The sequence below is a fragment of the Streptomyces inhibens genome (assembly GCF_003389455.1).
Classification (GTDB): Bacteria; Actinomycetota; Actinomycetes; order Streptomycetales; family Streptomycetaceae; genus Streptomyces; species Streptomyces inhibens.
This window is the reverse complement of sequence record NZ_QUAC01000128.1, coordinates 25,679-38,094: the sequence shown is the minus strand read 5'-3', so window position 1 is coordinate 38,094 and position 12,416 is coordinate 25,679. Positions and strand designations below refer to the sequence as shown.

The 12,416-nt window shown below is 69.2% G+C and carries 12 protein-coding genes; 6 read left to right on the top strand and 6 right to left on the bottom strand.

From position 1 onward, the window contains the following. Together DY245_RS16785 and DY245_RS16780 are read left to right on the top strand one after the other, a co-directional pair. The coding region (locus DY245_RS16785; protein ID WP_181923718.1) for a PucR family transcriptional regulator at positions 1–447 on the top strand (447 nt) is incomplete at its 5' end. 133 nt (positions 448–580) lie between these two features. Continuing rightward, the gene (locus DY245_RS16780) at positions 581–775 is read left to right on the top strand and encodes a CsbD family protein (RefSeq protein ID WP_128508059.1); all 195 of its coding nucleotides are present in this window, start codon (positions 581–583) and stop codon (positions 773–775) included. 104 nt (positions 776–879) lie between these two features. Here DY245_RS16780 and DY245_RS16775 read toward each other — a convergent pair whose 3' ends face one another. Both DY245_RS16775 and DY245_RS16770 read right to left on the bottom strand, forming a co-directional pair. Next, positions 880–2,298 carry an MFS transporter gene (locus tag DY245_RS16775; protein ID WP_128508066.1) on the bottom strand — a complete coding sequence of 473 codons (1,419 nt, stop codon included), beginning with the start codon at positions 2,296–2,298 and terminating at the stop codon, positions 880–882. Between the two features lie 247 nt (positions 2,299–2,545). Next, positions 2,546–3,475, bottom strand: a complete 930-nt coding sequence (locus DY245_RS16770; RefSeq protein WP_128508058.1) for an MBL fold metallo-hydrolase — start codon at positions 3,473–3,475, stop codon at positions 2,546–2,548. A gap of 200 nt (positions 3,476–3,675) precedes the next feature. On the opposite strand from DY245_RS16770, the gene DY245_RS16765 reads away from it, so the two are divergent. From DY245_RS16765 to DY245_RS16755, 3 genes are all read left to right on the top strand, one after another. Continuing rightward, on the top strand, positions 3,676–3,885 hold the full coding sequence (locus DY245_RS16765) for a hypothetical protein (RefSeq protein WP_128508057.1): 210 nt from the start codon (positions 3,676–3,678) through the stop codon (positions 3,883–3,885). 161 nt (positions 3,886–4,046) lie between these two features. Further along, positions 4,047–5,358 (top strand): amidase (locus DY245_RS16760; protein WP_244943086.1); only part of this gene is annotated, 1,312 nt, incomplete at its 5' end. A 27-nt stretch (positions 5,359–5,385) separates the two neighbouring features. Further along, entirely contained in the window at positions 5,386–5,937 is a 552-nt protein-coding gene (locus tag DY245_RS16755) for a TetR/AcrR family transcriptional regulator (protein WP_244943085.1), read from the top strand. Positions 5,938–5,955: 18 nt separating this feature from the next. Here DY245_RS16755 and DY245_RS16750 read toward each other — a convergent pair whose 3' ends face one another. Then, positions 5,956–7,923, bottom strand: coding sequence for an AfsR/SARP family transcriptional regulator (locus DY245_RS16750; RefSeq protein ID WP_128508056.1), 1,968 nt, complete (start codon positions 7,921–7,923; stop codon positions 5,956–5,958). Positions 7,924–8,039: 116 nt separating this feature from the next. On the opposite strand from DY245_RS16750, the gene DY245_RS16745 reads away from it, so the two are divergent. Next, on the top strand, positions 8,040–8,918 hold the full coding sequence (locus tag DY245_RS16745; protein ID WP_128508055.1) for an alpha/beta fold hydrolase: 879 nt from the start codon (positions 8,040–8,042) through the stop codon (positions 8,916–8,918). Between the two features lie 171 nt (positions 8,919–9,089). Here DY245_RS16745 and DY245_RS16740 read toward each other — a convergent pair whose 3' ends face one another. From DY245_RS16740 to DY245_RS16730, 3 genes are all read right to left on the bottom strand, one after another. Next, positions 9,090–9,746: a response regulator gene (locus DY245_RS16740; RefSeq protein WP_128508054.1), complete on the bottom strand. Its 657-nt coding sequence runs from the start codon at positions 9,744–9,746 to the stop codon at positions 9,090–9,092. Beyond that, positions 9,743–10,900 (bottom strand): sensor histidine kinase, encoded by a 1,158-nt coding sequence (locus tag DY245_RS16735; RefSeq protein ID WP_181923717.1) that lies wholly within the window; start codon positions 10,898–10,900, stop codon positions 9,743–9,745. Before DY245_RS16735 ends, DY245_RS16740 begins: the two co-directional genes overlap by 4 nt. Positions 10,901–11,183: 283 nt before the next feature. Further along, on the bottom strand, positions 11,184–12,161 hold the full coding sequence (locus DY245_RS16730; protein WP_128508052.1) for a hypothetical protein: 978 nt from the start codon (positions 12,159–12,161) through the stop codon (positions 11,184–11,186). Positions 12,162–12,416 lie beyond the last annotated feature (255 nt).

The window sequence follows — 12,416 nt, the reverse complement described above, 5'->3', positions numbered from 1 at the left end:
CGTGCTGCGTCTTCTTCCGATGCCCGTCCCGCCGCGGTCGCGGACGCCTACGCGGAGGCCGGGCGCTGCCGGGAGGCGCTGCGGGTGCTGGGACGGGCCGGCCAGGGCGCGGCCGCCGCCGACTTCGGCTTCCTCGGGCTGCTGCTCGCCGACACCCGCGATGTGGACGGTTTCGTACGGCGGACACTCGGTGCGGTCGCCGACTACGACGCCCGCCGCGGTACGGATCTGCTGCACACCCTCGGCGCCTACTTCGCCTGCGGGATGAGCCCGGTGCGTACCAAGGACGCGCTGCATGTCCATGTGAACACCGTCGCGCAGCGCCTGGACCGGGTGAGCCGGCTGCTGGGACCCGACTGGCAGTCCCCGGCACGCGCCCTGGAGATCCAACTCGCGCTGCGGCTGCACCAGCTCTCCTCGGCCGTGACGCGCGATACGGGGGAGTAACAGGAGTCCTTGATCCGTGCCGCACCCGTCGGCGGGCCGCGTACCGATAGCCGCCTCCGGGTGCGCACCATGCCGACCTGCGGCAGCGTGGTGGCGAAGCTTTCACCCCTTCCACCGGACAAAGGAGTTCGAGATGGCCGGCAACGGATCCAGGGACAAGATGAAGGGCAAGGCCAAGGAGATGACCGGCAAGGTCACCGGCGACGCGCGCATCAAGCGCGAGGGCCGTACGGACCAGGCCAAGGGCAAGGCCAAGAACGCCATGGGCGACGCCAAGGAGAACATCCGGGGGATCAAGGACTCCCTGAAGGGCAAGGACGCCTCCTGACGCCCGGCGGGGGCGTGGCGGGCCCGCTGCCCCGTCTCCCGGAGCGTCCCCGGGCCCGCCGCGCCCCTGTCGTACATCAGCTGTCGTCCATCAGTTGTCGTCCATCAGAGCCCCGAGGAAGGCACGGGCGACGACGCCCCGCCCTCCGCCGTTCCCCGGCCCGTCGCGGCCTCGTGCCCGCCGGCCTCCACCGCCGTGAGATCCCGGCTACGGGTCTCCCTCGCCACCCCCACCGCGATCAGCGTGAGCAGCGCCGCGCCGATGACGTAGAGCGCGATCGGCGTCGGGCTGTCGAAGTCGGCGAGCAGCGCGGTCGCGATCAGCGGGGCGGGCGCGCCGGCCGCCACCGAGGAGAACTGGGCGCCGATCGAGGCGCCCGAGTACCGCATCCGGGTCGCGAACATCTCCGCGAAGAAGGCCGCCTGCGGCGCGTACATCGCCCCGTGGAAGACCAGTCCGACGCTCACCGCGAGCAGCAGCAGCCCGAAGTGGCTGGAATCCACCAGCGCGAAGAACGGGAACGCCCAGACGGCGACGCCGACCGCGCCCAGCAGATAGACCGGCCGGCGCCCGATCCGGTCCGAGAGCGCGCCCCAGGCGGGGATGACCGCGAAGTGCAGCGCCGAGGCGATCAGCACCGCGTTCAGGGCGGTCTGTTGCGACAGCCCGGTGTGCGTGGTCGCGTAGACGAGCACAAAGGCCGTGATGACGTAGTACGAGATGTTCTCGGCCATCCGGGCGCCCATCGCGATCAGCACATCGCGCCAGTGGTACTTCAGGACGGCGACCAGCGGCATCTTCTCCGCCACCGCGCCCTCCTGCGCCCGCCGGGCCTCGGCGCCGGCCAACGCGGCCTTGAACACCGGTGATTCGTCCACGGACAGCCGCACCCACAGGCCGACGACCACCAGCACCCCCGAGAGCAGGAACGGCACCCGCCACCCCCAGGCCACGAACGCCGAATCCGGCAGCAGCGCCGTCATCGCCGACAGCACACCGGTGGCCAGCAACTGCCCCGCCGGCGCGCCGGTCTGCGGCCAGGAAGCCCAGAACCCGCGCCGCCGCGCGTCACCGTGCTCCGACACCAGCAGCACCGCGCCGCCCCATTCACCGCCCAGCGCGAACCCCTGGACCAGCCGCAGCACGGTCAGCAGCACCGGCGCCGCCGAACCCACCGTGGCGTGCGTCGGCAGCAGGCCGATCGCGAACGTCGCACCACCCATCATCAACAGGCTCAGCACCAGCAGCCTCTTACGTCCCAGCCGGTCCCCGTAATGCCCGAAGACCAGCGCCCCCAGGGGCCGCGCCGCAAAGCCGACCGCATACGTCAAGAACGACAGCAGAGTGCCGACGAGGGGGTCGGAACCAGGGAAGAACAGCTTGTTGAACACCAGCGCGGCGGCGGATCCGTAGAGAAAGAAGTCGTACCACTCGATGGTCGTGCCGATGAGGCTCGCGGTGACGATGCGCTTGAGCGAGGCGGGGGAGGCGGGGGAGGGCGGAGCGGGTGCCGAGGCGGCCATGGTCACCACTTCCGGGGCGGGGGCGGGGAGGTTTCGTGTCGCCACACCGTAGGAACGCCCAGGTCACGGGGACATGTGGCGGGACACCACACTTCGGGGCCCGGCCATGCGGGCAGCCACCATGACGCGGTGCAGGGGGTGGAGTCGGGGCGAAGGAGGCGTCAGACCCCCGCCGGTCCCGTTCGTGCTGCTCGCGTCGGTACGCCAGGCCGACGGCGGGCGTGAGCTCCCCGGATCGCTGAGGTGGTCAGGCTGAGACCTGGTGGTGGGCGGGGACGGGGGTCAGCTCGTAGAGATCCGCTCGGCCGGTGACACGGCCGGCCGTGGGCGGCGGGAAGTGGGAGCCGAGGACCAGGACTTCGGTGCCGGAGAGGGAGGCGAGCACGGCCCGGCGTGTCGCCTCGGACTGTGCGGGGTCGATGTCGACACAGCTGCTGATCTCCGGGTGCGGGAGCTGGACGGGGTGGTGGATGCAGTCACCGGTGATCAGCGCTGTGGTGCCGCCGCTGCTGACCTGGACCGCGAGGTGGCCGGGCGTGTGGCCCGGGGTGGGGATCAGGCGCAGTCCGGGGGCGATGTCGAGGCCATCGGCGGGGATGTCGAGGAGGTCGAGCAGTCCTGCGTCCTCGATCGGGTCAATGGAGTCGCGGAACATCTGCCGACGCGGTTCGTCCATGTCGTAGGCGGCCCAGAAGTCCCGCTCTGCACGTGAGGTGAGGTATCGGGCACGGGTGAAGGTCGGCACCCATTCGCCGTTCACCTCACGGGTGTTCCAGCCGACGTGGTCGGTGTGGAGGTGGGTCAGGATCACCAGGTCGATCGACTCCGGGGGGTAGCCGGCGGCCGTCAGGCGCTGGAGGTAGTCGGTGCGGAGGCCGTGCCAGGCCGGGTTCGCACGTGTCTTGCCGTTGCCGATCCCGGTGTCGACCAGAACGCGCAGTCCGCCGATCGTGAACGCGAAACTGTGGCTGGAGAGGTTCAGGATGCCGTCGGCGTCGGCGAAGTCCGGCCGGAGCCAGTCCTGTTGGCCGACGACCTCCGGGGTTGCGTCGGGCAGCAGCCAGCTTCCGGTCGGGGGCGGGAGAGGCACCTCGTCCACCCGGTGGACGGTGACGTCCCCCACTGACCAGTAGGGGATCGTGACGCCGCTGATCGAGTCGGCTGACCGGGTCTTCATGTTGTTGCTTCCTTTGCCGGTGGGCGTGGACGTGTGTGTCGGGGGCCGGCTGTGCAGGGGATCGCTCCCCACGGTTAAGGCAATTTGTTTGCGTTAAGTCAACGTAAGTCCTATCGTCGGCTAAAGCAAACGGTTAGCTTTTGGTTGCCGCGGTAGGGCAGAGCCCGTCACCGCATCGGCCCGGCCAGGAAAGAGCGCTCATGTCCGCTGCTGAACTCACGCCCCTGGAGGCGGCCCGGTGGGCCGCTCGTACCGGGCTCCCTCTGCCGGAAGACCGCCACTCGGTCGTGGCGGCCACCGCCAACCACATCCATTCCGTCGTCTCGGTCCTGCGGGAGCTCGACTTCGGCGACACGCCTCCGGCTGCCGCCTACCGCGCCGGGGAGGAGAAGAACGATGCGGCCATATGAGCTCTCGGTGGCAGCCGCCGGGCGGGAGATCCGGGCCCGCCGCCTGTCGCCCGTCGAACTGGTGGACTCCGTGCTGGACCGGATCGACCGGACGGAACCGCAGCTGGGGGCGTACGTGACGGTGACGGCCGGGCGTGCGCGCCAGTCCGCTCGCAAAGCCNGTACGTGACGGTGACGGCCGGGCGTGCGCGCCAGTCCGCTCGCAAAGCCGAGCGCGACATCGCGGCAGGCCGCCACACGGGCCCTCTGCAGGGGATTCCCATGGGTCTGAAGGACCTGATCGACGCGGCCGGTGTGGCTACCACCGCCAGTTCCCGGGTGCGCGCCGGCCACCAGGCGGGGACCGACAGCACGGTCGCCTCGCGCCTGGGCGCGGCGGGTGCGGTGCTGGTGGGCAAGGTGCACACCCACGAGTTCGCCTACGGCCTGACGACGCCGCAGACCAAGAACGCCTGGGACGTGGAGCGGGTCGCGGGCGGATCCAGTGGGGGGTCGGCCGTGGCCGTCGCGGCCGGGGCGGCGACCTTCGCGCTGGGCACGGACACCGGCGGATCGATCCGCGTGCCCGCCGCGCTGAACGGAGTCGTCGGCCTCAAGCCGACCTACGGCCTTGTCCCCCGCCACGGCGTGACGTCCCTGTCGTGGTCACTCGACCATGTCGGCCCCCTCACACGGACGGTCGAGGACGCGGCGCTGGTCCTCGCCGCCCTCGCCGGGTACGACCACCGCGACCCCGCATCCCTGTCCGTCCCCGCCGCCGACCACCGGCCGACCTCTGCCGAGGACCTCGGCGGACTGCGCGTCGGCGTGCCGGGCAACTACTACTTCGACCACGTCGATGCCGAGGTCGAGTCCGCCGTCCGGCTGGCCGTCGAGCGCCTCGCATCCCTCGGTGCGGAGCTCGTCGACGTCGAGATCCCGATGACGCGCTACATCCAGGCGACCCAGTGGGGTCTGATGGTGCCCGAGGCAACCGCGTACCACCAGCAGACGCTGCGGTCGGTGCCGGAGCTGTACGCGCCGGACGTGCGCATTCTTCTGGAGGCCGGCGAACTCATGCCCGCAGGCGACTATCTGCGAGCCCAGCGGGCCCGCACGCTCATGCGGCAGGCATGGCTCGGCGTACTGGACACGGTCGACGTGATCGCCGCCCCCACGGTCCCGGCGACCGCCGCGCGGGCAGGCCAGTCCACCATTACCTGGCCCGACGGAACGGTCGAGAGCGTCTCCGACAGCTACGTCCGCCTGTCGGCTCCCGCCAACATCACCGGGATACCGTCGCTGACCGTGCCGGTCGGCCACGACTCGGCGGGGTTGCCGATCGGCATGCAGCTCATGGGGCGGCCGCTGGGTGAGGCGGTTCTGCTGCGGACGGGGCACGCCTACGAACTCACCGAGCCCGCCCGGGGGCTCGCGCCCGCGGCAAGTGAGCGCCAGGCGCCCCGACGGGCAGGGGAACAACGGCCGAACTGACGTATCAACTTCATTAAGGTGGTATCCATGCCCAGACCCATGGCGCGCCCCGGCGGGCGCAGTGCCCGTGTCCAACAGGCCGTGCACGCCGCCGTACGCGAACTCGATACCGAGGTGGGCCGGAGTGCGCTGACCATTCCGCTGATCGCGGCTCGGGCCGGTGTCACCCCGTCGACGATCTACCGTCGCTGGGGCGACATCCAGGAGCTCCTCTCGGACGTCGCCGTTGAACACCTCCGGCCCGACACCGGTCCGGAAGACCTCGGAGACCTGACGTCCGACATGCGGGCCTGGGCCGAGCAGTTCGTCGAGGAGATGGCGTCGGAGGTCGGCCGTGCCTACATCCGCGACGCCCTCCTGGGCGACCCCGAGAGCAACAACGCGAGCCAGTGCTCGGCGTACGCCGCCGACGCGATCGACGTCATCCTGGGGCGGGCGGGCGCCCGCGGTGAAACCGCCCCCGACGTCGAAACGGTCCTCGATGCCGTCGTGGCACCGATCATGTACCGCATCCTCTTCCGGCCGAGCCCCCTGGACGCTGCGTACGCACGTCGCTTGGTCGACGGCTGCCTGAAGTAGGAGCGGCACGGCGGGGAGTCATCGCGCCTGCTTCAGGGCGGTGGCGAGGTCATGGAGATGCCGGCGTACCGAGCCGCAGGTGAGGACACCGCTGCCCGCGCCGGCCAGCTCCGCCTCTGCGGGCAGGAGCGCAGCATGGGCCCGTTCCATCGCGGCGCGGTGGGACACCGTGACGGCCGCCTGAGCCACCAGGCACCACAGCGCCTCGTACAGGAGGCCGGGCGGCGGGTCCGGGAGGCGGTCCAGCAGTTCCTCGGCCTCGGTGCGGCGGTCCTCGGCCAGGAGGACCAGCGGAGCGGCCCACTGCCTGTGGGGTCCCCAGTCGGCCCGCTCGTCGGCTTGGGCGGGCTGTCGATGCTGTACGCGCAAGCAGAGCAGTGCGAGCGGCAGCAGGCCGCGTTCCACACCGGGCATGCCGACGCCTTCCAGCCGGCCGGCGGCAGCCCGACAGGCCGCTTCCGCCTCCGGTGGCGGGCCGGTCGCGGCAAGGCGCAGGGCCCGGTACCACTGGGTGAACACACCTACCAGCGGCAGCTCGTTGCGCTCGGCGAGGCGGTCTGCGGCGGCCGCGTGCCGTTCGGCTCCGGCAAAGTCCGCGACGGCGCTCCGGGCCTGGACGCGGATGAGGTGTCCGAGCACCTCGTAGGTGACCAGTCCGTGCCTGGCGGCCAGGGCGATGACCTCGGCGCCTGTGCTGTCGCGGCGGGCCGACAGGCCGGCCCGGTAGAAGGTCTGCATGAACACACCGTTGAGGGCGAAGGCCAGCAGCGCGGGATCCTGGAGCCGACGGGCGATCTGCTCCGCCTGCCGGGCGGCCTGGAGTGCGCGCGCCGAGGGTGTTCCGCGGGATTCCAGCGCGATGGTGGTCAGCAGACGCGCTCGCGCGGACTCGTGCTCTCCTGGCTGAAGGCCCATCAGGGTGCGCTCGGCCGAGGCGATGACGTCGGCCGAGTGTTGCGGGTCGTCGGCCCGGGTCCAGATCGCGGGAACGTCGTAGCTGCCGATCACCCGGGCGGTCAGCTCGCAGTCGCCGAACTCCTCGGCGGCGGAGATGGTCGCCAGACGGTGCTTGCGGGCGGCCTCAAGACCGCCGCCTCCCGTCACGGCGAGGTTGCGGAGCAGGTCGACGGTCGACTCCAGCCGTGCCCGTGGGCCTGCTGTCAGGGTGCGGTCGTAGGCGGCTGCGGCCTCCGCCCACACCCTCCCCGGCGACCCGCTCGGCTCGGCAGGGTCGAGGCGGTGGTCCTGCGCGAGGATGTCCGTCTCCAGGCGGCGCAACGCCGGCCCCGGATCGATCCCGAGTTGTTCGACGAGAAGGGTACGGGCCCGGGTCAGTACTGCCAGTGCCTCGCCCTGGCGGCCGCTGCGGTAGAGCGCGAGGGCCAGCAGCCGCCACGCGTCCTCGCGCCAGGGGTGTTCGGAGACATGCGCGTCCAGATCGGGTACTGCGTCCGAAGCCCGGCCGAGGGCCAGTCGGGCTTCGGCCTGGCGTTCCAAGGCGGAGAGCCGTAGCTCGCTGAGCCGTGAGCGCTCCGTACGGGCCCAGATCTCCTCAGGGAAGTCGGCCAGGGCGGGGCCGCGCCAGCACCCCATCGCTTGTTCCAGGCGGGGGAGAGCCTGCTCGGGCGGCAGAGCAGCCGCGCCGGAGAGCAGCTGCTCGAACAGCCGGCCGTCGACGCGGTCGTCCTCGGTGTGCAGTGCGTACCCCGGGCCGACCGTGACCAGCAGGCGGGCCGGCGTACGAGGCCGGCGCTCGGGTTCCAGGGCTCGTCGCAGCGCCGCCACGAAGGTGCGGATCGCACCGACCGCGTTCGAGGGCGGATCGGCCCACAGATCCTCGACCAGCCGACCGACCGGAACGACCCGGCCTCGGGCGACGACGAGCCGGGCAAGTACCGCCCGGTGCCGCGGGCCTCGCAAGGCGATCGGGTGCCCTTCGCCGTCCCACGCCGCCACCGGGCCAAGGATCCCGAACGTGACGCTCACCCGTCGGCCCGCCTTTCGCTCATGTCCGGTGGTCAAGCCCTCGCTTGCTCATCAGATGCTCATTCGCGGCGGCCACGATGGAAACACCTTCTCATCCACGGAAATGGGCCGGAACCATGGCACATACCCTCGCCAACTTCGACTACCAGCGGATCCACGTCGCCGATGACGTGTCCCTGAATGTGGCCACCGCCGGCTCGGGCACTCCGATCGTGCTGCTGCACGGTTTCCCGCAGACCCATCTGATGTGGCGGCATGTGGCCGCCGACCTCGCGACCGACCACACCGTGATCTGCCCGGATCTGCGCGGGTACGGAGACAGCGACAAGCCTGCCGAAACGGACGGCTCGGTCTACGCCAAGCGCACCATGGCCGCCGACATCCTCGCCCTGGCCGGCGCTCTGGGGCACGACCGCTTCGCCCTGGCCGGGCACGACCGCGGCGCCCTGGTGGCCTTCCGCGCCGGACTCGACCACCCCGACAAGATCACTCACCTCGCCGGTCTCGATGTACTGCCCACCCTTGACATGTGGGAGGTGCTGCACGGTGTGACCGCGGCCGTCGGCTTCCACCTGTACCTGATGGCCCAGCCTCCGGGCCTGCCGGAGCAGATGATCGCGGCCGGTCCCGACGCCTTCTTCGGTCACTTCCTCGACTCCTGGACCGACGACCCGGCCGCCATCCCGCCCGGTGTCCGGGCTGCCTACCTGGAGGCCTGTCGCGGAGCGGTGCCCTCGATCGTGGCCGACTACCGCGCTTCGGCCGGGATCGACATCGTGCACGACCAGGCAGATCGCGCGGCCGGCAACCGGCTGCGGATGCCCGTCGCCGTACTCCAGCAGGACTGGGGTGCGGCCCTCGGCTTCGACGCGGCCGCGCTGTGGGCCTCCTGGGCCGCCGACCTCCAGCACCACACCGTCACCTGCGGACACTTCATGGCCGAAGAGGCCCCCGACGAGGTGGCCAGGGCGCTTCGGGAGCTCCTCGGCCGGTGACCGGCAGCGCCGACCGAGGCAGGCCGCGCCCGGGCCCCAAAACGATCCCGTCGCGCACGCCACTTGCCGGCCGCTGCCATCGAAGGAGACCGTCATGCCGCTCATCACCGTCGGCCAGGAGAACACCACCGACATCAACTCCTGGAGTCGCTGACCCGGCCGGCGAGCACGTCAGGGCTGGAGGAACCCCGCCTCATGTACCAGGATCGCGGCCTGGACGCGGTTGGTGCAGCCGAGTTTGTTCAGTGACCGGCTCACGTGCGTTTTCACGGTTGCTTCCGTCATGGACAGCTTCATAGCGATATCGGCATTGGGCATGCCCTCCGCAACGAGGCACAGAACATCGCGCTCGCGATCGGTGAGGTCGGCCAGGCGCCCCCGTGCGACGTCGAAGAGGGTCGAATTCCGTCGGGAGAAGTGCGCAACGAGTCGGCGGGTAACAGTGGGGGCGAGCATCGCTTCGCCTTTATGGACGACCTTGACCGCCTGGATGAGATCTCGCGGTGGTGTGTCCTTGAGCAGGAACCCCATGGCTCCCGCCTGGAGTGCGGCGTGGACGTACTCGTCCAGATCGAATGTGGTGAGCACGATGACCTTGGGCGCGTTCGGCAGAGCGTGGATCTTCCGCGCGGCGGTCAGACCGTCCATTCCTGGCATGCGGATGTCCATCAGTACGACATCGGGGCGGCAAGTACCGGCCAGGCGAACGGCCTCCGCGCCGTCGCAAGCCGCTCCGACCACGGTGATCCCCGGATCCATACTCACGAGGTTTCCCAGCCCGCAGCGGAACAGTTCTTCATCGTCGACGACGAGAATGCGGATGGTCATGCCGCCCCCTTCACCGCGGGAATCCAAGCAGAGACCTGGAAACCGCCCGCAGGACCCTCTGCGGCGAGAAAGGTTCCCCCGAGCACGCTGACGCGCTCACGAAGTCCGGTCAGGCCGTGGCCGCCGCTGGGCAGGTCCAGCAGCGGCCGCGTCGATGGGGCGTCGTTCTCCACGGTGACGCGTAGCCCGCCGGGGAGGTAGTGCAGGTGCACGACGGTGGTGGCGTGGCCGGCGTGCTTGTGCACGTTGGTCAGTGCCTCCTGTACCAGCCGGTAGGCGGTGCGCTCCGCAGTGCCGCCAAGCGGATGCCGCTCGCCCGAGATCCGCAACGCGACCGGTATCCCCGTGTCCCGGGACTGCTGAAGCAGCTTGGTCAGGTCCTCCAAGGAGGGTTGCGGAGACAGCGGCACAGGGCAGTCTTCCTTGTCGCTGAGCCGAAGCACGCCCAGTACCTGTCGTAGCTCCGCAAGAGCCTGCCGCCCGATCTGGCCGATCATCTGGCCCGCTTGGGCCGCCCGCTCACTCTGGTCAGGGTCGATCTCCAGGGCGCCCGCGTGCACGACCATGAGACTGACCCGGTGGGCGACGACGTCGTGCATTTCCTGGGCGATCCGGGCGCGTTCCTCACTGCGCGCCTGCTCGGCCAGCAGATGCCGCTCCCGTTCCAGTCGCTCGGCTCGGTCCTTGAGGTTCTCCATCACCGTACGGCGGGCCGTGATGTACAGGCCGAACAGTACGGGGACGACCACCAAGCCGAGTTCCACGTAGGTTTCCGGCTCCCACAGCACGAGACTGCCATCGGAGCGCATGAACCAGACCCTGCCGACAGCAACGGCCAGGAAAGCGGCACCGGAGACCACCACCAGGGCTCCGCGCGAGCGCCCATGTCTGGCCGCGGAGTACAGAGCGATCGGCAACGCGGCGCGGGGCGTGAAAGACGGAATCGGCGCGAGCGCCAGCGTCGCGACGGCGACAGCAACCGGATAGCGCCGCCGCACAATCAAGGTCAGGCCCACCACAATGGCCATGGATCGCACGGACAGCCCCGAATTCCCCCAAGAGGTATCCGCGACGTACAGCACGTTCACCCACGTGACCGCGACCGTGATCGTGGCGTCCAGCAGCAGATCCCTCCAGGACTCCCACCACAACACACGGTGTGTACGGGGGTGCTGGTGACGTATCAAGGCGCCGAACCGGTGAAGGAGCGTGGGGTCGGAGCGCAGGGAATGTAGGGAATGACGGAAACGTTGCATCGGGCAGACCCTAGGACCAGGCGTGTGGCAAGCACATACACCCACAAGCTGATTCGACGTCGGCTCCGGTAGTACTTCGCGGTGGTTCCTCTCATCCTTTCGGCCGACGGGTCCCAGGTGCCGCGGTGTTCATCGCGTAGTGACTGTGATCACCGTGCCATGACGGTGTTCATCGTGTTCATCACGCGGTGACTTTCCGTTGAGCCCACGTCACCGGGCTGAGCGTGGTGGGGGATTGAATCAGGACCCGCGCAGGGATGGCGACAAGTTTCTGTTTCGGTGCATCATCCGCCCCGTTCATGAGGGTGATCTTGTAGACGATGTAGCCGATGTACCAGCCTCCGTTGACCCGTTCGTCGATCCAGCCGAAGTGGCCGCCGGGGACGGTGGTTTCGACCGTCTCATCGCGCATACTCGTGAAACCGTTCGTCGTGGTCGTCGACTGGCTGTACTCGAAATTGCCCTCGACGCCGATTTCCCCGGTATCCGTCTTACTGATCTTGGCGTTGACCTTCCCGCCCACGGACCACCCCGTGGTGTCGCTCTCCATTTTGCTGACCGTGGCCTGCTGCTTGAAGGTGAGCTTCGAACCTCCCGCGACGCGCGCCGTTGCACCGTTGCTCGGGTAGGACTTTTCCAGTACGCCGACAAAGCCACATGCCGGCTTGACCGCCACTCCTGGCACGGGAGATATCCCCTGCCTACGGCATTCCTCCTTGGCGGTCATCCCATTGTCGAACGGACCGCGCGGGATCCACGGTTCGATGTCGTCCTGGCTGCTTGTACGGATGTCCGGGCTGTCCTTGACGGCGACCTCAGGCTCAAGATTGAAGGCGCTTCCGAGTTTGGTCTGCACATCCTCAAGTGCTTTCTGGTGCGGATACTTGCTCTCCACCTCGGCTAGCTGGGTCAACTTGGTGTCCAGCCCACTGACCGGGTAGCCCATGACGGCTTCTGAGCTATTGAGGGGAGCCGTCCGCGCGAGCATGGCGTCGACCTGTGCGTCGTTGTCGTACCACACGCCGTCGGCCGCGAAAGCCGGGGAATGGGTGCCGATCAGCGAGGCTACGGTGAGGCCGGCGGTCGCGAGGGCCGTGGCGGCCCGCCGGGTCCCCGTACGGCCAGAAATTCCTGTGGTGGGTTTGATGGGTGTCCTCATGACTTTCTCCTCATCCGGGAGGCTCTTTTCCGCCTGATTCAGACGCGGTAGCGAGAAGTATGGTCACCGCTATCTCCGGAGCGCATCCATCGAAAGAGTGCCATGAGGTGAAACGAAAGTTGCAGGGATTTCCCGGTCCTTACTGACTCCTCACCCAGTGGAACCGAAGTGGGGACCTATTACGTCTTGCGGGTCGGCACGAGATCGCCATGACGCTGAATGTGCAGTGTGCGAACAGCACGTTCACCGAAGAGA